Consider the following 19,504-nt stretch of genomic DNA (forward strand, 5'->3'; position numbering starts at 1 on the left):
GCGGGATCAGCGTACGTCGGCGCCCGCCGTCTCCCACAGCACCCGCACGTCCCACGGGCCGAGTCGGAGCTCCGCGCCCGCCTCGTGCGCCGAGCCGCCGATCGCGTCCCTGACCCGCACGGGCACCCGCACCGACGCCGGTTCCCAGGCCCAGTTGTGCAGGAAGCGCACGCGCCGGCCGTCGGCCGCGGTGGCGCCGGTCGAGGTGACGGAGGCGGGCGTGCCGGCCCACGCGCCGGGGGCGGGCACGAACCGGCGGAACAGCGCCTCGGCCAGCGCCGCGTTCGGCACGGTGCCGACGCAGGTGACGCGCCCCTCGCCGTGCGCCCGCGTGGTGACGGCCGCCCACCGCCCGAAGTGCGGGTGCTCGTACGCGGCCAGCACCTCGGCCCCGTCGGCCTGCAGGCCGTCCGCCCACCGGACGCCCGCCGCGCTCTCCGGCAGCCCCGCGCCGCGCACGGGCAGCTCGGCGGGCAGGTTGCTGAACTCGTCGTACCAGGCGCCCGCCGCCTCGGCCAGCCGGCCCGGCTGCACGTCGCCGCGCGCCCGCGCCTCCACGTCGGCGTAGCCCGTGCGCGGGCCGAGCACCAGGTGCCCTCCGGCCGCCGCGTACGTCGCCAGCCAGTCCAGCGTGGCGTCGTCGGCGACGTAGAGCCCGGCGGCCACCAGCACCGGATGCCGCGCCGCCACGACGCCCGGCTCCTCGCCGGTCGCCTGCCCGGCGTGCAGCACCCGCACCTGGCAGCCCGCGTCGAACGCGCCCCGGTAGAACGGCTCGAAGATGCCCTGGTAGGACCGTTCGTCCGGCCCGCCGTCGGCGCGCGCGAGCGCGGGCTGCGCCGCCAGCGCCCACTTGCTCGGCGTCGAGTAGAGCATCGCCACGTCCGCGTCGGGAGTCAGCCCGGCGACCAGGTCGCCCGCCGCCTCCAGCTCGGCGCCGATCCCGGCGATCTCCCGGTACGCGCGCCCCGGCCGACCGCTGTGCGGCAGCACGCCGCCCCAGTACGTCTCGGTGCCGAACCGCAGGGTGCGCCACTGCCAGTACTCGATCATGGAGGCGCCGCGCGAGACCAGCGCCCACGCGGCCTGGCGCCACTGCCCGTCATAGGCCGGCTGGTTGACCCACGACGGGCCGATGGCCTGCGCGTTCGTCTCGGTGACCAGGAACGGCTCCTGCCGCGAGGAGAACATCCGGTCCGCGCTGAGGTAGAGCGCCCACGTGTTCATCGTCATCCAGGTCTGCGGCGAGGCCGGCGGCGCGGGCAGCGCGAACGCGTCCTGCATCGAGTAGTACGGGTTGCCGGCGGTGACGTCGAGCCGCCTGGTCAGCTCGTCGTCGGCCACCCCGGGCCGGTCGTAGGCGATGCACGTGGTCACGAACTGCCCCGGCGCGGCGTACTCGCGGACGATGCCGGCCTGCCAGGCGATGAACTCGCTCACCTGCTCGGCCTGGAAGCGCCGCCACGCCTGGGTGTACTGCGGCTGGGCGTTGCCGTCGGGCCGCCACAGATCGGACCAGTCCGACAGGCGGTGCGACCAGTAGACCAGCCCCCACTCGCGGTTCAGCGTCTCCACGTCGCCGTAGCGCCCGCGCAGGTGGTCGACGAAGCGCTGGAAGACGGCGTGGTTGTGCAGCAGGTGCAGGCCCGGCTCGTTGTCCACCTGGAAGCCGATGACCGCCGGGTGGCCGGCGTACCGCTCGACCACCTTGCGGATGACCCGCTCGGCGTGGAAGCGGAAGGCGGGATGCGTGAAGTCCATCTCCTGGCGCGCGCCCCACGGGATGGGCTGCCCGGTGGCCCGCTCGCCGGCGATCTCCGGGTAGAGCCGGGCCAGCCACGGCGGCACCGCGTACGTCGGCGTGCCCAGGATGACGGAGATGCCGCGCTCGTGCGCGCCGTCCAGGGCCGGCTGGAGCCAGTCGAGGTCGAAGCGGCCGTTCTCCGGCTCCCACGTCGACCAGACCGACTCGCCCACCCTGATCACCGAGAACCGCGCCTCGGCCATCAGGTCGAGGTCGGTCTTCAGCAGCTCGGCGGGGTGGTATTCGGGGTAGTAGGCGGCGCCGAAGAGCACTCGCGGCACGTGCGTGTCCTTTCGCATCGGTTCAATGGCCCCCTGGCTCGCGCGGGGGCGCGGTCGACTCGCGCACCACCAGGCGCGCGGGCAGCGGATCGGGGTGGGCGCGCGAGCGCGGGAGCCGCTCGGAGCCGGAGCCGGCGTCGGGGGAGGGTCGGGCGTCCGGTCCGGGGGAGCGCCCGAGGCGGGCGTCCGGGCTCGTGGCGCGCTCGATCTCGTCCACGAGCAGCGCGAGGCCGTGGCGGGCGACCGCCGCGAAGTCCTGGCGGATCGTGGTCAGCGGCGGCGACAGGTACGCGGCGGGCGGGATGTCGTCCATGCCGACCACGCTCACGTCCCCCGGCACCGCCCGCCCGGCCTCGGCGAGGGCGCGCAGCACGCCGACCGCCATGTCGTCATTGGCCACGAACACCGCCGTGACCTCGGGGTCCGCCGCGAGGACCCGCCCTGCGGCGTACCCGGACGCGGGGGACCAGTCGCCCTCCAGCGGCGGCGGCTCGGCGGCGCCCGCGGCGGCCAGCGCCTCCCGCCAGCCGCGCGCCCGGTCGCGCGCCGCCCACCAGCGGCGCGGCCCCGCGACGTGCCAGACGGTGGCGTGCCCGAGCCCGAGCAGGTGCTCGGTCGCCCGCCGCCCGGCCTCCACGCCGGACGCGCCCGCGACCACCACGCGCGGCCCGTCCAGGCCGGGGAGCCGGCCGAAGCTCAGCACCGGCACGTCGGGGTCGACGCGCAGCGCCCGGCCCTCGTCGATCGGCTCCGACACCACGATGGCGTCCACGCCCTGCCCGAGCAGCGACTCGACGGCGTTCATGACGGCGTCGCCCTCCCCTTCGAGCGTGTTGACCACGGCCAGCGCGTACCCGATCTCCCTGGCCTCCCGCTCCAGCGCGACGAGCAGCGACGACGGGCCGTACAGCGAGCTGCCGAGCGCGGCGACCCCGATGCGGTGGAAGCGGCCCAGGTGGAGGGCGCGCGCGGCGGTGTTGCGGCGGTAGCCGAGCTCGCGCGCCGCCGCGAGAACCCGCTCGCGCACCTGCTCGCTCACGTACGGCTCGCCGTTCATCACCCGGGAGACCGTCTTCTGCGACACGCCCGCCAGCCGGGCGACGTCGGTGCCGCCCGGCGGCCTGCGTCTCGGCTGGGGCATCGCCGCTCCTCGCTGCCTGCTGACTACGTAGTCAGGCTCGTGGCCGCGGAGCCTCGCTGTCAAGAGCGGTCTCACCATGCGGCCGGGCCCGGCGCCGGTCACAGGACCGGGGAACGCCGGGCCCGGCCCCGGGTCAGAACCTCACCTGGCGCAGGTAGCGGTACCCGACCTCGGAGGTACGCCGCGGGGTCACGTCAGGCGTGTCGTTCTCCACGATGTACTCGATCACGCGGTGCCGGTCGAAGATCCGCCGGAAGTCGATCGTGCCGGTGCCGAGGTCTGCCATGTCGCCGTCCAGATGCCGGTCCTTGACGTGGAACTGCAGCACCCGCTGCGGCGCCCGGCGGATGACGTCGAGCGCGAAGCCGACCGGGTCGGCGGCGCCGCGCCCGACGCCGCCGGTGACCGCCCAGTAGATGTCGATCTCCAGGTGGACCAGGCGCGGATCGAGCTCGGAGGTGAGCACGTCCCACGGCGTCCTGCCGCCGCCGAGATCGGTGGTGAACTCGTGGGCGTGGTTGTGGTAGCCGTAGCGCAGCCCGGCCGAGCGGGCGGCCCGCGCCTCGACGTTCATGCGCTCGGCCCACGCCTTCCACTCGTCCTCGCTGGTCGAGTTCAGGTACGGCACGACCATGAAGGACTGGCCGAGCGTCAGAGCGTTCTCGATCTTCGTGTCCAGCCCGGCCTGGTCGGTCGTGAGGCCGTCGTGGCTGGAGGAGGCGCTGATGCCGAGCCCGTCGAGGAAGTCGCGCAGCTGCCGCGCCGTCCGCCCGAAGTACCCGAGCGCCAGCTCGACCTTCGGGTAGCCGATCTCGGCCAGGTAGGCGAGCGTGGTGTCGTAGTTCTGTGCCAGGTCGTCGCGGACCGTCCAGAGCTGCATGCTGATCTGCCCGGGAGGGACGCGGTGCCGGCCGCCGGAGTGACCCGGCGCGGTGTCGGGGCCCGTCGTGGCGGCCACGGCCGGGGAGGCGGCGGCGAGGGCGGCCACCCCCGCGCCCAGGCCCGCGGCCAGCAGCGACCGCCTGCTGGGGCGGTATCCGTAACACATGGTGATCTCCTAACGTGCGGGCTGGAGCACGACCTGGTCGCTGCCGGTCAGCGGCGGCAGGTCGGCGGAGCCGGGGTCGGTGTAGCCGGCGACGAAGACGCCGGTCAGGTTGTCGGTCTCCGGGTCGTGGCCGCTCGGCTCGGTGGTCTGGATGGAGCCCGAGCAGCCGCGGGCCGTGGTCTGCGGGTGGCCGTGGTCGTCGTGGCCGAGGATGTAGTCGACGGTCACGCGGGCGCAGTCCACCGGCTGGTCGTCGGTGACCCGCACCTCGAACTCGACGACGTCGCCGAAGCTGAACGACTGGCCCTCCGCCGGCCGGACCAGCTCCACGACCGGAGCGGCGTTGCCCACGACGATCCGCACCGACGTGGCGGCGGACCTGCCGCTCGGGTCGGTGACCTTCAGCGTGGCGTCGTAGAGGCCGTTCTCCTCGAACGTGTACGACGCCTGCGGGCTGCGCGAGTCCACCCGGCCGTCGGCGTCGAAGTCCCACGCGTAACGCAGCCGGTCGCCGTCGGCGTCGGCCGTCCCCGCGCTGGTGAAGCTCACGGTGAGCGGCGCCAGCCCGGCGCTCGCCGACGCGGCGGCGACCGGGACGGGCGTGTGGTTGCCGGTGCGCCCGATGTAGTCGACGCGCGCCAGCTGGGCCTCGGGGTTCTCCTGGAAGTAGCCGTCGCCGTACTCCAGCACGTAGAGTGCCCCGTCCGGCCCGAACTCCATGTCCATCGGGTTGTCGAACACGAACGACGGCAGCACGTCCTCGATCCGCCCGTCGCGGTGGAACGCCTTGACGTAGTCGCGGGTCCACTCGTAGAAGAGCGGGACCCCGTCGTAGGAGCGGGGCCAGGCCACGGAGTCGCGGCCGGCCGCGTCGCGCCGGTCGTAGTCGTACGCCGGACCGGCCATCGGGCCGATGCCGCCCGTGCCCAGCCCGGGGAAGTCCTCCGACGGCCCGTACGAGTACCACACGTCGGGCTGGACGACCGGCGGCAGCTCCCGCAGGCCGGTGTTGTGCGGCGAGTCGTTGACGGGCGCGGCGCAGTCGAACGCCTCGCCGGACGCGCCGGTCGCGAAGTCGTGGTCGACGTACGGCAGCCGCGCCGTCGCGCAGTACGGCCAGCCGTAGTTGCCGGCCCGGCGGATCCGTGTCCACTTGCCGGTCCCCGCCGGTCCGCGCTGGGGATCGGCCTCCCGCGCGTCGGGGGAGTAGTCGCCGACGTAGAGCTCGCCGGTGGAGCGGTCGAGCTCGATGCGGAACGGGTTGCGCAGGCCCATCGCGTAGATCTCCGGCCGCGCCCCCGCCGTGCCGGGACGGAACAGGTTGCCGCGCGGGATCGCGTACGACCCGTCCGAGCGGACCGTGATCCGCAGGATCTTGCCGCGCAGGTCGTCGGTGTTGCCGGCGCTGCGCTGGGCGTCGAAGGCCGGGTTGCGGTCGGCGCGCTCGTCGATCGGGTTGTAGCCGTCGGAGGAGAACGGGTTCGTGTCGTCGCCGGTCGACAGGTACAGGTTGCCCGCGGCGTCGAAGACGATGTCCCCGCCGACGTGGCAGCAGATGCCGCGGTCCACGGGCACGTCGAGGATGCGCTGCTCGCTGCCCAGGTCGAGGGTGGCGCCGGTGAGCCTGAACCTGGACAGCCGGATCAGCCCCTTGAACGGCGCGAAGTCCTCCGGCGCGCCGGTGAGCGGGGCGTCGCCCTCGTTGACGTCCGGCGTCGCCGGGTCGTCGATCGGGGTGTCGAGGGGCGGGGAGTAGTAGAGGTAGACCCAGTCGTCGGCCTTGGAGCCCCTGCCGAAGCCGGGGCTGAGCGCGACGCTCTGCAGCCCCTCCTCGTCGTGCCGGTAGACGTCGAGCCGGGCGGCGAGCGTGTTGAGGCCGGTCCGCGGGTCGTGCAGCCAGACCTCGCCCTTGCGGGTGGTGTGCAGGACCCTCGAATCCGGTAACACCGCCAGGTCCATCGGCTCGCCCGGGTTGTCGTTGAGCGTCACCTTCTGGAAGTCGCTGTCAGGCGGCGGCGCCGACGTCCCAGAAGCCGGTGCGGCGGCGTGGACGGCGGCGTGCGTGGTGGCGGCGGGTAAGAGGATCGCCGCAGCGGTCATGGCCGCGAGTGCGGTGCGCGCTCTCATGCCTCTCCCTTCGGTCTGCTCGGGGGGATAAGAGAGGGCAAAGTAGCGTGAATGTAACCCGAGTTTCGCCGACCGAGAAGGGCCTAATTTCGGACGAGCGGTGACCTTTCGCTGGCCATCGGACTAAGTGCCGGCCGGCCAGGACGAGGAGCTCCAGGAGGCCGGATCAGTCGGCCGGGTCCTCGTACGTGAGGGAGGTGAGGGAGAGAAGGTCGAGGCGGCGCCGGAACTCCCCGGCGGCGCCGGAGAGGATCAGGACGGTGCCGGGGGCGGCGTTGACGTGCTCCTGCGCCGTCAGGAGGGCGGCGATGCCGTCGGAGTCCCACGACGTCATGCCGGTTAAGTCCAGGACGAGCCGCCGTGGCGGGCCGCCGCCGAACTCGGCGTGGCCGGTGGCGGCGTGGCCCGTGAGCTCGGCGTGGACGGCGTTGACGAGGTCGAGCGCCGCCCGCCGGTCCAGGCTCCCGTACAGGCGCAGCGTGGTGCGGCCGGCGCCGTCGTCGCGCGCCATCCGGAAGGGCGGCCGTTGCGGGCGGGGCAGGGCGAACGCGACCGTGGCGACCGTGCCCTCGGGGCCGCTGCTCACGGTGTGCGCGTCGCCGAGGGCGCGGACCACCCACAGCCCGTGCCCGTGCTCGTACGGCCAGCCGGGCACCCCGGCCCGCGGCGACGTGGCGGCGGGGTCGGCGACGTGGCACTCCAGGCTCCCGTCGGCGATCCACATGCGGACCGTTCCCGCGCCGGAGCCGTGCAGGACCACGTTGGTGGCCAGCTCGTGCACGGCGAGCACCAGGTCGGCGGTGCGCCCCTCGGGCAACCCCGCCTGGATCGCGTGCGCCTCCAGCGTCGCCCGCAGCACGTACAGGGACTGGCCGTCGAAGGGCTGCTCCACGGCGGGCGCCTCGGCACGCGGTCCGCCGCCGGAGGCCGGTGGCGGACCGCCGGTCGGTCGATCACGTGTCATGGGCGGTCTCCAGGCTGATGCCGGGCACGGCGGTCGCGCCGAGCAGGAGGAACCGCCCGCTGATGGCGGGACTGCAACGTAGTACGACCGTGCGGGACGGGGACAGGCTACGGGCGGCGTCTATGATCATGCGTGCGCAATACAGGTCGATGAACGACAGCTCCGCCATGTTAACCGTGATGTCGCCGTCGACCCGGATGGCCTCACCCAGGGCCAGCCCGAGCGCGCCCTCGGCCGCCCGGTCGATCTGCCCGGCCAGCCGGATGCCCGGCGGCGCGTACTGCCGGCAGATCCGCAGCAGCGCGTCGTGGTGATAGGTGGCCGCGGCGACCGAACGGGTGTGGTAGCCGGAGACCGAGGCCAGCGTGACCGGGTCGAACCGCTCGCGGTCGTACTGGCACAGGACCGCCGCGCTCGTGCCGGTCAGGGTCGCGGCGATCTCCTCCTCGAACGACGGCAGCTGCTCGATGCCGCAGATGGGCTGTAACGCCCAGCTCATGTCGAACGCGACCCGCAGCCCCGCGTACCCCTCGTGGGCCGTGCGGGCCATCTGGTCGCGCAGCCAGCGCATCGCGTGCTTGACCTCGAACGCCCGGTCCTTCAGCAGCTCGTCCTGCGGCCCGATGATCGTCATCCGCCCGGCTGCGGCATCGCCCGGCACCACGCCCCGCCGCCCCAGCTCGGCCAGCCGCCGCTCGGGCTCCTCGGCCAGCCACACGACCCGCTGCCCCTCGGCAAGGCCGTCCCTGACGAACGCCGCGGTCAGGTCGAGCAGCTCCTCCGGCTCGCCGAACGTCAGGCAGGCGTGGTCATTGAGCGTCAGATCCGTGATCTGCGATTCTGCACCCACCGTCATGCACGCCACCTTCCCGAGCGCGGTCACCTCCCGGAGCCCGCATCGCCGCGGACCATATCGTAGTGATCAAGAGGGGACGATTTGTCCCTTTCACCTTCCCGTCCGGCGCGGGAGGACACCTGCAACAGAATGATCTTCTGTTAAAACTACCAGTCAGTAAACGGTCCGTAGATCCTCTCCGTAGGGCAACAATTACCGTATGCCGTACTTCACGCCGCTTATGCCGGGCGACCCGGAAGAACTCGGCGGGCTGGAGCTCGTGGGCAAGCTGGGAGAGGGCGGACAGGGCGTCGTCTATCTCGCCAGGACCCCCATGGGGGCGCACATGGCCATCAAGTGGCTGCGCCACGAGCAGTCCGACGACCCGCAGAGCGTCGAGCGGTTCCTGCGCGAGGCGCAGGTCGCCCAGCAGGTGGCGCCGTTCTGCATCGCGGCGGTGCTCAGCACGGGCGTCGAGCACGGCCGGCCGTACATCATGAGCGAGTACGTCGAGGGCCCCTCCCTCGACCAGGTCGTACGCAACGACGGCCCCCGCACGGGCCCGGCGCTGGACCGGCTGGCCATCGGCACCGCCACCGCGCTGGCCGCCATCCACGAGGCCGACGTCGTGCACCGCGACTTCAAGCCGGGCAACGTCATCATCGCCGCCGACGGGCCGCGCGTGATCGACTTCGGCATCGCGCGCACGCTCGGCCCCGTCCCGATGACCAGCAGCACGCAGATCGGGACACCCGCGTACATGTCGCCCGAGCAGATCATGGGGCGCGCGGTCGGGCCGGCAGCCGACATGTTCTCGTGGGCGGCGACCATGGTCTTCGCCTCCTGCGGGCGGGCGCCGTTCGGCAGCGACGGGACGCACGCCGTGATGAGCCGGGTGCTGCGCGAGCCGCCCGACCTTGGCGCGCTGGAGGGGCCGCTGCGCGAGGTGGTGAGCCAGTGCCTGGCCAAGGACCCGGAGCAGCGGCCGGCCGCCAAAGAAGTGATCATGCGGCTGCTGCACAACCCGCCGGCCGGCTCCGACCTGCTCGCCGAGGGGACCAGGCGGGCCTCGCCGAGGACGCCCGCCACCCCGCCGCCGCCCGGCCGGGCCCCGGCGCGCACGCCGTTCCTCGGCCGCAAGCCGGTCCTCGCCGCCGGCGGCGTCCTGGTCGCCCTGCTGCTCGTGGCGACCGGGATGGTGATCGCCCGGGTGCTGCCGGGCCGCCCGGTGGCGGGCGGGCCCACCGGATCCGCGAGCGCGACGCCGGAGCAGCCGACCCGGCCGCCGCGCACCACGGCCGCGCCCAAACCGGTCAAGACCACGCTGCCCGGCGGGAAGCTCACGCTGTACGAGTACCCGTCCGCCCAGGCCACGCTGACCGCGTACGAGATCTACGACAAGGGCTCCGACAGCTACGTCGACTACGCCAGGCAGTCGCTGGGGGGCACGTTCGACAAGTACTCCGACAACCTGGAGTCGCGGGTCTCGCCGGACGGCCGCTACCTGGCGAGCAGGCCGAAGGACTACACCTCCGACGACTACGACTCGGTCCTCATCACCGACCGGGCCGCCGGGTCGAGCTTCCGGGTCAGGACCGTGCGCAAGCCGCTGGACAGCTCCGTCCGCGCCTGGACGAAGGACAGCTCGAAGATCCTGCTCAACATCAACAAGCAGATCAAGGACAAGAAGGGCAAGGAGGACTGGGTCACCCTGGGCTTCGCCATCGTCACCGTGGCCAGGAACGACATCGCCAAGAGCGAGGTCAGCGTGGTCGAGGTGAGCGACGACTCGATCGGCGACCACGAGTTCGGCTGGGACGCCGAGGAGGAGGGCGTGGTCGTCGTCTACGGCGAGGACAAGGGGTTGCGCTTCTTCGACGCCGCCGGCAAGCCCGTGCGCGACGTGCCCGGCGTCGGTCCCATCCCGTACAACCGGGCGGACATCTTCTCGCCGTCCGGCCGCACGTTCGTGACCGACTGCCCGGACGGCGGCGACGGCGAGCACTGCCTCTGGGACTCCGCCACCGGCAAGCAGATCCGCACGTTCACCTCCGACTGCGACACGGTGCTCGGCTGGTACGACGAGACCCACCTGTACTGCTGGGAGCGGGACAACACCGACGACGTCGAGCTCCGGGTCGTGGGATTCGACGGCAAGCTGGTGCGCCGGCTGATGGTCGTCCCGGACGGGATGAACGTCCGCGTCCACCTCACGGTCAACTCGCCCAGCACCTCCTGAAGCCACCCGAGGCATCGCGGTCCAGACGTATGTCGTAGGGTAGCGCTACGACTACACATCGTGATGTACGGGGGAGTGTGGCGATGCGTGCCATCATCTGTGCCGTGTCCGTCGTGGCCATGGCCGCCACCGGGTGCATGGCGGCGGGGACGTTCCCCTCGCAGACGCACGTGCCGAACGACGGGGGCAACGCCAACGCCCAGGGCGGGCTCTACGTGCGCAACGCCTTCATCCTCAACCCCGGGCACGTGGCCTCGCCCGCCCCGCAGCTCGCGCTGTACGCCGTGCTGATCAACGCCGGCCGCCGCCCGGCCCGGCTGGAACGGATCACCGTCGAGGGCGGCGGCCTCGTGCAGCTGGCGGGCCCCACGTTCCTGGCCCCCAACCAGGCGGTCGGCACCGGCGAGCGGCCCATCGGCACCGTCACCGGCGTGGGCGCCGGCACGGTGCCGCTGATCTTCCACTTCACCGGTGCCGAGCCCGTGCGCGTGTACACCCCGGTGCACCCCAGGTCCGGCCAGTACGCCCACCTGCCCACCGCCCCGGCCGGAGGCCCGCCGCCGCTCGTCAGGCCGGCGATCCTCACGCCATGAGGCCCGCGACCCCGGCGCCGGACGCCTGAGACTGCGGCGCCGGGCGGTATCGGACCGCGGCGCCGGGCGCCTGAGATCTACTGCTCAGGTTCGAGTGCGACCTCGAACCTGACCTCGACCTCGTCATTGAGCTTGAGCGCGCCGAGCAGCGCCGAGTAGGGCCGGATCCCCCAGCGCGACTGCACGACGGTCGCCGAGCCGTGCACGCGGCCCTCGGCCACGTAGCCCTGGACGACGAGGGGCCGGGTGGTCCCGGCAATGGTGAGGTCGCCCTCGATGTGGAACGACTCCGCCGTGCCCTCCACCCGCGTCGAGCGGAAGCCGATCGACGGGTGGCGGTCGGTGTGCAGGACCTTCTCGCGGATGATCTTCTTGATCTGGTCGCGGTCGGAGCCGGTCAGCGGCTTGACGCCGCCGGTGCCCTCGCGCACCTCCAGCGACCCCGCGTCGGCCTCGACGGTCACCGAGGAGCCGGCCGGATCGGCGAGGTCGACGGTGGCCTCGCCGTGCCAGCGGGTGACCTCGATGGTGAGGTCGTGGCCGGCCTTCGAGCCCAGCCCCGTACGGGTCGTCTTGACGACCATCCGGCCCGAATCGGCTCCGAACCTGTGTCTACCAGCGGTGATGCTCACCCTGGCAGACTAGCCCGCGCTCTGGTCGCCCGGCGGCGGCACGCGCCGGAGCGGGCCACGGGAGACGGCCTGCGCCGGAGCGGGCCAGGGGGGCGGCCTGCGCCGGAGCGGGCCAGGGGGACGGCCGCGCCGGCCGTCCCCCTGGCGGGACGTCTCAGCCGGCGGTGCCGGCCGCCGTCTCTGCGGCCTCGGTCAGCTCGGCGTCCCGCTCGCCGCGCCCGGCGTGGGAGTCGACCTCGGCCTGGTTGCGCTCGGCGCGCTCCAGGTCGCGGTGGCCGGTCGCCAGGATGGCGATGCCCACCAGGATCGCGCAGCCGCCGATCACGAACGGCACGTGGACGTTGAAGTGCTCGGCCAGCTTCCCGGCCGCGAACGGGGCCAGGCCGCCGCCGATGAAGCGCACGAACCCGTACGCGGCGGAGGCCACCGGCCGCTCCACCGGCGCGACCATCATCACGGCCTGGGTGGTGAGCGTGTTGTTCACGCCGATGAAGATGCCCGCCACGATGACGGCGGTGACCAGCACCGGGCGGTTGTCGACGAAGGCCGCGATGACGAAGACGACGACCGCGAAGAGCGCGAGGTTGCCGTACAGGGTGCGGGCCAGGCCGAGCCTGCGCTGCAGCCAGGGCGCGCCGGCCACCGAGAAGATCGCCACCATCAGGCCCCAGCCGGTGAAGACCAGGCCCAGCTGGATGGCGTCCAGCTCCATGGGGAAGGGGGCGTAGCCGAGAACGGTGAAGAAGCCCCAGTTGTAGCAGAGCGCGGTCAGGCTCATGGTGAGCAGGCCGCGGTAGCGCAGCGCCTTGAGCGGGTCCAGCAGGGAGGTCTTGCGGGCGGGCTTGGGCTGCGGCCGTACCAGCGTGATGGTCGCGATGAGCGCGATGGCCATGAGCCCGGCGACGCCGTAGAAGGGGCCGCGCCAGCTGATGTGGCCGAGCGCGCCGCCGAGGAGCGGGCCGACCGCGATGCCGAGGCCGAGCGCCGCCTCGTACAGGATGATCGCGCCGCTGAAGCCGCCGCTGGCGGCGGCCACGATGACGGCCAGCGAGGTCGCCACGAACAGGGCGTTGCCCAGCCCCCAACCGGCGCGGAAGCCGATGATGCCGCCGATGCTGTCGGTGGAGCCGGCCAGCGCGCTGAACACGACGATCAGCACGAGGCCGGCGATCAGCGTTTTCTTCGCGCCGATGCGGCTGGAGACGAAACCGGTGACCAGCATGGCGACCGCCATCACCACCAGGTAGCTGGTGAACAGGAGTGTCACCTGGCTGGGGGAGGCGTGCAGGTCGGAGGAGATGGCGGGGAGGATCGGGTCGACCAGGCCGATGCCCATGAAGGAGATCACGCACGCGAACGCCACCGCCCATACGGCTTTGGGCTGGCGGAACGGGCTCGGGGCGGTGGCCTTGGTGTCGGTCATGCAGGTGCTCCGGGGGTCGGGGTGGTGCCCTCACGCGACGGCGCGGGGCTGGTCGGTGCCGGGCTGGTGAGCGAGTCGAACGCGTGCGCGGTCAGCCGGTCGATGGCCGGCAGCGCCGCGGCGATGGCCTGCCGGTCGGCCTCGGACAGGTCGGCCAGCAGCTCGGCCAGCCGCTTGGCCTGCGCGGCCCGGCGCCGGGCCAGCTCGTCGCGCCCGTGCTGGGTGATGGCGACCACCACCACGCGGCCGTCGACGGGGTCGGGCAGCCGCTCGGCCAGGCGTTCGTGCTCCAGCCGGGAGACGAGGCGGGTCATGGCCGGCTGCGTGACGCCCTCGATCACGGCCAGCTCGGTGAGCCGGCGCGGGCCCTGGCGCTCCAGGGTCGCCAGCGTGGACAGGGTCGTCATCGACAGGTCCCGGGGGGCTTCGAGCAGGCGCATCATCGACCTGACCCGCGCCAGGCCGATCGCGAGCCGCAACTCGTCCGTACGGGGCGCGTCGGGAAACATAAGGCATTTATATCAGACATGCATATAACCAATGCATGTAACCCCTTTCGCCTGACCCGGTGACGCCGCGTCGCTCAGCCGGCGGCCGCCTCGTCGGAGCGCCGCGTGACCTTGGAGCCCAGCCACTCCGTGGCGCGGTAGAGCGGCTCCAGGCGGTCGGCCACCCGGCCGAGCCGGTAGTACAGCCGCGGCGGGACGTGCGGCAGCAGCCGGGAGTGCCGCTGGAACAGCAGCGAGAACATCTCCATGGGCGGCAGGCCGATGTAGCGCGGCAGGTTCTCGTACCACTGGGCGCTGAGGCGGGCCGTCTTCTGCAGCGGCCGGATCGTGGCCATGCGCTGGCGCTCGTAGCGGGTGAGCGCGGCCTCCAGCCCGCTCTCGCCGTGCAGGGCGTCGGCCAGGAAGGCGGCGTCGCCGAGCGCGAGCGCGGTGCCCGCGCCGACGGAGTAGTGCGTGGTGTGCGCGGCGTCGCCGAGCAGGACGAGGTTGCCGCGGTGCCAGGTGCGATTGGTCAGGGTGCGGAAGGTCTGCCAGCGCGGGCGGCCGACCAGCGGGTGGCCGTCCAGCGGCTCGGCGAAGAGCTTCTCCAGCAGGGCCAGCGCGTCGGCCTCGGTGGCCTCGTGCAGCCCGAGCCCGCTCCACGTATCCGGGGAGCACTCGATGACGCAGGTGCTGTGGTCCTTGCCGAAGCCGTAGCCGTAGCACCAGATCCAGCCGTGCGGGGTCGGCGTGAAGGCGAAGGTGAACGCCTCGAAGATCTTGGTGGTGCCGAGCCAGACGTACATGTTGCGCCCGAGCGCCACCTCGGTGCCGAAGTGCTCGGCGTGGCGCTCGCGCAGCGCGCTGTTGACGCCGTCGCAGGCGACGACGAGGTCGGCCCCGGCCAGATCCTCCTCGCCGTCTATCTCGCTCTCGTACGCGATGGTCACGCCGAGGGAGCGGGCCCGCTCGGCGAGGATGGCGAGCAGCTCGCGGCGGCCGATGCCGAAGCCCACCTCGCCCTGCTCGATCACCACGGTCGCGCGGCCCTGGACGTGCGCCACCCAGCTGTCCCAGCGGACCGAGCCGGCGGCGATGGCCTGCCCGGACGGGGGGTCGGCGCCGTAGAGGGTGTGCAGCAGCTCGTCCCAGAAGGTCACGCCCCAGCCGTACGTGGACCCGGCCGGGTCGCGCTCGTGGACGGTGATGTCGTGGGACGGGTCGATCCGCTTCATCAGGATCGCGAAGTAGAGCCCCGCGGGGCCGCCGCCGACACAGGAAATCTTCACACGAACCACTCCTATAACGCAAAGCAACCACTTAATGACATAGAGTAACCGACCGTGTCAACGTGATTACGGGGGAGGGGTATGGAAGCGCGCTGCGGCGGCCCTCAGGGGCTGCGCGGGCGGGCGGTCAGGCGGGATCCAGCAGCCTGAGGTCGGCCGGCGCGATCGTGCCGGTGACCAGCAGCTCCGTGATGAGGTTGTGGTTGAGCGCGTTGCCCAGGGGCGGCGGGATCTCCTCCTCGCGCAGCCCCCGCACCCTCCCGCTGAGCCGGATGCGCACCTCCGAGACGATGTGCGCGGCCCGCTTGCGCGTCCACTGCTCCGACGGCCGCAGCCGGCCCAGCTCGTCGGCCACCTGGGCCCAGGTCAGCGGCTGCGGGCTGGGCTCCTGCCGCAGGTAGCGCTGGCTGAGGCACACCAGCACCAGCCGCTCGACCGGCTCCAGGTCCCAGGTCGCGTTGGCCGTGCTGGCCTCGGGCCGGCTGGGCGCGAGGGGCGGCGCGCCCGTGGCGACCCGCACTTCGAGCAGGTGCTCGCGGCGCGGGGCCACGATGAACAGCGGCGTGTACGCCGGCGGCAGCTCCGCGCTCTGCCCGCCCAGCACCAGCCGCGAGCCGGGGAAGCGGATCGCGAGCTTGCCGAGGTTGTGCAGCACCCACCGCGAGCCGTCGTAGGCGATGCGCCCGTGCCGGCGGCTCACGTGCGGATCGTTCCCGCCGACGCAGACGTGCACGTCCAGCTCGCTACGCCCGAACACCAGGTCGAACCCGGCATCAGGCGCCACCCGCATCCCTCCGTTCACGCCCATCGCGAACAGCGTGCCGGCCGGGGCCGCCGGGAGCCCGTGCGCCAGGCTGCCGAACCCCTTGGGCAGGATGTCGACCTTGTGCACCATGCGCGTTCCCCTCTCCTGGCGATCACGATAACCCGTCGCCCGGACTTGGCGAGGTCTTGCCGATCCCGATGCCAACCCTCGGGTGTTCCCTTCACCCGCGGCTACGAACCGCGTGTTCGACTGGGTGAAGGGATCGACCCATGATGACTCCACGACGATGGTCCATCACAACCCGTATAACCCTGTTCACCGCGGCGGTCGCGACCGTGCTGTCCGCGCTGCTGGCCGGTACCGTCATGATCGCGATCCATCGGTTCGCCACCCGCGACCTCATGAAGGAGGTCACCGCCGACGGCGGCCGGGTGGCCCACCAGCTGGAGCACGACGACGTGGGCCGGCCGATGGTCGAGCACCACGACCGTTACCTGCAGGTCGTCGACCACAAGGGAGTCGTCGTCGCCGCCACGCCCCAGCTGCGCGGCAAACCCGTCATGGCCGCTTTCACCCCCGACCACCACAACATCTCCAGCGCCGTCGTGTGCGGAGGCGTCTTCCCGCCCGGCCAGTGCAACATCGTGGTCGCCCAGTCCGCCTACCGCGGCGGGAACGACTGGACCGTCTACAGCTCCTCTCCCGGCGTCCCCCCGTACGTCGAGCCGTGGCTGGCCGCGACCGTGATCGGCGCCGCGGCGGTGATGGCCGTGGCCATCACCACGCTCGGGCACCGGGTCGCGACCGCCTCCCTCAGGCCCGTGAACGCCATCCGCGCGGAACTCGACGAGATCACCGAGTCCTCCCCCGAGCGCCGGGTGCCCCTCCCCGCGAGCCAGGACGAGATCCACGACCTGGCCGCCAGCGCCAACCGGACCCTGGCCCGGCTGCAGGCCGCGATGCGGCAGCAGCGCAGCTTCACCTCCGACGCCTCCCACGAGCTGCGCACCCCCATCGCCGCGATCCGCGCCGAGGTCGAGGACGCCCTGCACGCGCCCGGCGAGACGAGCGTGCCGGCGCTCGGCGCCACCGTCCTGAACAGCCTGGACCGGCTGGAGGCGGTCGTGGGCGACCTGCTGACCATCGCCAAGATGGAGGCCGGCAGGCAGGTCGAACGCGAGCCGATCGACCTGGCCGAGTTCGTGACCGGCGAGTGCGCCAGGCGGCCCAGGTCAAGCAGGACGTTCGAGTACGAGCTGGAGCCCGGCGTGGTGGTGATCGGCGACCGGGTGCGCCTGTCGCGCCTGCTCACCAACCTCATCGACAACGCCGAGCGGCACGCCGCCGGCACGGTCACCTTCCGCGTGCGGCACGAGCCCGCCCCCAAACGTGACTTCCGGCGGTTCCCGAACGGCATCGCCACGCTGGAGGTGATCGACGACGGCCCCGGCATCGACCCCGACAAGCGGGAGCTGATCTTCCAGCGGTTCGCCCGGCTGGACACCGCCCGCGACAGGGAGGCCGGCGGCACCGGGCTGGGCCTGCCGATCGCCCGGCAGATCGCCGAGGCGCACGGCGGCACCCTGCGGGCCGAGGACTGCGACCGGGGAACGCGGTTCGTGCTCCGCCTGCCCCGCTGCTAGGCACCTGCGGCGAAGAAGAGTGTCATGGCAGGTCATCCGGGTACGGGCCGGAGCGCGGCGGAGTCCGGCACGAGCTGATCGCGCCAGAGCGACACCTTCATGGCCCGGAGACGTCCGCCGCGAGTCCGGCACGAATCTCGACACAGCCATGTGAGGACGCATGAGCACAAAATCCGACATCCTGGCCCGCGCGCTGGGCTGGGTCAGCCTGGCGCTGGGCGCGGCGCAGCTGACCGCGCCGCGCACGGTCAGCCGCCTCAGCGGCGTCGACGACTCCCGCCTGGCCCCCACGGCGGTACGCATCATGGGCATCCGCGAGCTGATGCACGCCGCGGTCCTGCTGGGCAGCCGCCGGCCCGCGCCGTGGACCTGGAGCCGGGTCGCCGGCGACGCGATGGAGCTGGCCCTGCTGGGGCGGGCGGCGGCGGCCCGCACCGGCCGCAGGCGCCGCCGGGCGGTCGCGGCCACCGCCGCCGTGAGCGGCATCACGGCCCTGGACCTGGCCGCCGCCCTGTACGCCTCGGGCCCGCGCGGCAGGCGGCCGATGCGGCTGCGGGCCTCGATCACCGTCAACCGCCCCCGCGAGGAGGTCTACGCCTTCTGGCGCGACCTGGAGAACCTGCCCGCGTTCATGCTGCACCTGGAGTCGGTGCGGGCCATGGGAGAGCGCCGCTCCCGCTGGCGGGCCAGGTCGCCGCTGACGGACGTGGAGTGGGAGGCGGAGATCCTCGACGAGCGGCCCGGCGAGCTGATCGCCTGGGAGTCGGCACGCGGCTCCATGGTGACCACGAGCGGCTCCGTACGCTTCGCCGACGGCCCCGCCGGGCTCGGCACCGTCGTGCACGTCACCCTCGACTACCGCGTCCCCGGCGGGACCGTCGGCACGGCCGTCGCCAGGATGTTCGGCGAGCACCCCGAGCAGCAGGTCCGCGACGACCTGCGCCGCTTCAAGCAGATCATGGAGACCGGCGAGGTGCTGGTGTCGGAGGGCAGCCCCGAAGGCGTGCGCGCGCTGCGGCAGCTGCGTCAGCGCCCGGCCCAGCCCGTGGGGAGCCCGTCATGAAGGCCACCTGCTACGCCGGCCGCAACACGGTCGAGGTGCTGGACGTGCCCGAGCCGCGCATCCTCAACGCCCACGACGCCGTCGTCCGCGTCACCTCCACCGCCATCTGCGGCTCCGACCTGCACCTGATCGACGGCTACGTCCCGACGGTGAAGAAGGGCGACGTCATCGGCCACGAGTTCATGGGCGAGGTCGTCGAGGTCGGCCCCGAGGTGGCCAACCTGAGCCCCGGCGACCGGGTGGTCGTGCCGTTCCCCATCGCCTGCGGCCGCTGCTTCGCCTGCGCCGAGGGCCTGTACTCCATCTGCGAGAACTCCAACCCCAACGCGGGCATGGCCGAGAAGCTGATGGGGCACGCGCCGGCCGGCATCTTCGGCTACTCGCACATGCTCGGCGGCTTCGCGGGCGGGCAGGCCGAGTACGCGCGCGTGCCGTTCGCCGACGTCGGGCCCATCAAGATCGAGGACGACCTGCCCGACGAGAAGGTGCTGTTCCTGTCCGACATCCTGCCCACCGCCTACATGGGCGCCGAGATGTGCGACATCCAGCCCGGCCAGACCATCGCCGTGTGGGGCGCCGGCCCGGTCGGCCAGCTCGCCGTGGCCTGCGCCTACCTGCTCGGCGCCGGCGAGGTCATCTGCGTCGACCGCCACCCGTACCGGCTGGACTACGCCCGCCGCGCGGGCGCGCGCACGCTCAACTACGAGCAGGTGGACGTGCTGGACGCGCTGCGCGACCTCACGGGCGGGCGCGGCCCCGACGCCTGCATCGACGCCGTCGGCATGGAGGCCCACGACCCGGTCCCCGCCATGTACGGCTACGACCGGATCAAGCAGGCCCTGCGGCTGGAGAGCGACCGCCCGTACGCGCTGCGCGAGGCCATCATGGCCTGCCGCAACGGCGGCGTCGTCTCGGTCGTCGGCGTGTACGGCGGGCTGGTGGACAAGTTCCCGATGGGCTCGCTGATGAACCGGTCGCTGACGCTGCGCACCGGCCAGTGCCACGTCCAGCGCTACATGAGGCCGCTGCTGGAGCGGATCCGCGCCGGCGAGATCGACCCGAGCTTCGTCGTCTCGCACCGGTTCCCGCTGCGTGAGGCGGCGCACGGCTTCCAGCTGTTCAAGGACAAGCAGGACGACTGCAACAAGGTCGTCCTGACCCCCTGAGC

Annotated in this window: 16 protein-coding genes; 5 read left to right on the top strand and 11 right to left on the bottom strand. The window is 72.7% G+C overall.

The features are described from left to right. Positions 1-6: 6 nt before the first annotated feature. From FH608_RS14065 to FH608_RS14090, 6 genes are all read right to left on the bottom strand, one after another. The gene (locus FH608_RS14065; RefSeq protein WP_226899484.1) at positions 7-2,085 is read right to left on the bottom strand and encodes a beta-galactosidase; all 2,079 of its coding nucleotides are present in this window, start codon (positions 2,083-2,085) and stop codon (positions 7-9) included. Between the two features lie 22 nt (positions 2,086-2,107). Continuing rightward, a complete protein-coding gene (locus FH608_RS14070) occupies positions 2,108-3,226 on the bottom strand; it encodes a LacI family DNA-binding transcriptional regulator (protein WP_139630893.1) in 1,119 nt (372 codons plus the stop codon). A gap of 133 nt (positions 3,227-3,359) precedes the next feature. Further along, positions 3,360-4,274 (bottom strand): sugar phosphate isomerase/epimerase family protein, encoded by a 915-nt coding sequence (locus tag FH608_RS14075; RefSeq protein WP_139630894.1) that lies wholly within the window; start codon positions 4,272-4,274, stop codon positions 3,360-3,362. Positions 4,275-4,283: 9 nt separating this feature from the next. Beyond that, entirely contained in the window at positions 4,284-6,401 is a 2,118-nt protein-coding gene (locus tag FH608_RS14080) for a PQQ-dependent sugar dehydrogenase (protein WP_139630895.1), read from the bottom strand. Positions 6,402-6,567: 166 nt separating this feature from the next. Beyond that, on the bottom strand, positions 6,568-7,365 hold the full coding sequence (locus FH608_RS14085; RefSeq protein WP_139630896.1) for an ATP-binding protein: 798 nt from the start codon (positions 7,363-7,365) through the stop codon (positions 6,568-6,570). Next, positions 7,355-8,221: an MEDS domain-containing protein gene (locus tag FH608_RS14090; RefSeq protein WP_139630897.1), complete on the bottom strand. Its 867-nt coding sequence runs from the start codon at positions 8,219-8,221 to the stop codon at positions 7,355-7,357. Before FH608_RS14090 ends, FH608_RS14085 begins: the two co-directional genes overlap by 11 nt. Before the next feature lie 199 nt (positions 8,222-8,420). On the opposite strand from FH608_RS14090, the gene FH608_RS14095 reads away from it, so the two are divergent. Both FH608_RS14095 and FH608_RS14100 read left to right on the top strand, forming a co-directional pair. Then, a complete protein-coding gene (locus FH608_RS14095) occupies positions 8,421-10,439 on the top strand; it encodes a WD40 repeat domain-containing serine/threonine protein kinase (protein ID WP_139630898.1) in 2,019 nt (672 codons plus the stop codon). 83 nt (positions 10,440-10,522) lie between these two features. Continuing rightward, on the top strand, positions 10,523-11,032 hold the full coding sequence (locus FH608_RS14100; RefSeq protein ID WP_139630899.1) for a hypothetical protein: 510 nt from the start codon (positions 10,523-10,525) through the stop codon (positions 11,030-11,032). A gap of 77 nt (positions 11,033-11,109) precedes the next feature. Here FH608_RS14100 and FH608_RS14105 read toward each other — a convergent pair whose 3' ends face one another. From FH608_RS14105 to FH608_RS14125, 5 genes are all read right to left on the bottom strand, one after another. Beyond that, positions 11,110-11,664, bottom strand: coding sequence for a YceI family protein (locus FH608_RS14105; protein WP_226899486.1), 555 nt, complete (start codon positions 11,662-11,664; stop codon positions 11,110-11,112). 154 nt (positions 11,665-11,818) lie between these two features. Next, the gene (locus FH608_RS14110; protein WP_139630900.1) at positions 11,819-13,087 is read right to left on the bottom strand and encodes an MFS transporter; all 1,269 of its coding nucleotides are present in this window, start codon (positions 13,085-13,087) and stop codon (positions 11,819-11,821) included. After that, positions 13,084-13,596 (bottom strand): MarR family winged helix-turn-helix transcriptional regulator, encoded by a 513-nt coding sequence (locus FH608_RS14115; RefSeq protein ID WP_139630901.1) that lies wholly within the window; start codon positions 13,594-13,596, stop codon positions 13,084-13,086. Before FH608_RS14115 ends, FH608_RS14110 begins: the two co-directional genes overlap by 4 nt. A gap of 74 nt (positions 13,597-13,670) precedes the next feature. Then, entirely contained in the window at positions 13,671-14,864 is a 1,194-nt protein-coding gene (locus tag FH608_RS14120) for an FAD-dependent monooxygenase (RefSeq protein WP_139630902.1), read from the bottom strand. A 127-nt stretch (positions 14,865-14,991) separates the two neighbouring features. Then, positions 14,992-15,759, bottom strand: coding sequence for an FHA domain-containing protein (locus tag FH608_RS14125; protein ID WP_139630903.1), 768 nt, complete (start codon positions 15,757-15,759; stop codon positions 14,992-14,994). A 140-nt stretch (positions 15,760-15,899) separates the two neighbouring features. Here FH608_RS14125 and FH608_RS14130 point away from each other — a divergent pair, with 140 nt between their 5' ends. From FH608_RS14130 to FH608_RS14140, 3 genes are all read left to right on the top strand, one after another. Beyond that, positions 15,900-17,273 carry a sensor histidine kinase gene (locus FH608_RS14130; RefSeq protein WP_226899489.1) on the top strand — a complete coding sequence of 458 codons (1,374 nt, stop codon included), beginning with the start codon at positions 15,900-15,902 and terminating at the stop codon, positions 17,271-17,273. A 160-nt stretch (positions 17,274-17,433) separates the two neighbouring features. After that, entirely contained in the window at positions 17,434-18,336 is a 903-nt protein-coding gene (locus FH608_RS14135) for an SRPBCC family protein (RefSeq protein WP_139630904.1), read from the top strand. Then, a complete protein-coding gene (locus FH608_RS14140) occupies positions 18,333-19,502 on the top strand; it encodes a zinc-dependent alcohol dehydrogenase (RefSeq protein WP_139630905.1) in 1,170 nt (389 codons plus the stop codon). The genes FH608_RS14135 and FH608_RS14140 overlap by 4 nt, the downstream gene beginning before the upstream one ends. Positions 19,503-19,504 lie beyond the last annotated feature (2 nt).

Source organism: Nonomuraea phyllanthi (assembly GCF_006334985.2).
Taxonomy (GTDB): Bacteria; Actinomycetota; Actinomycetes; order Streptosporangiales; family Streptosporangiaceae; genus Nonomuraea; species Nonomuraea phyllanthi.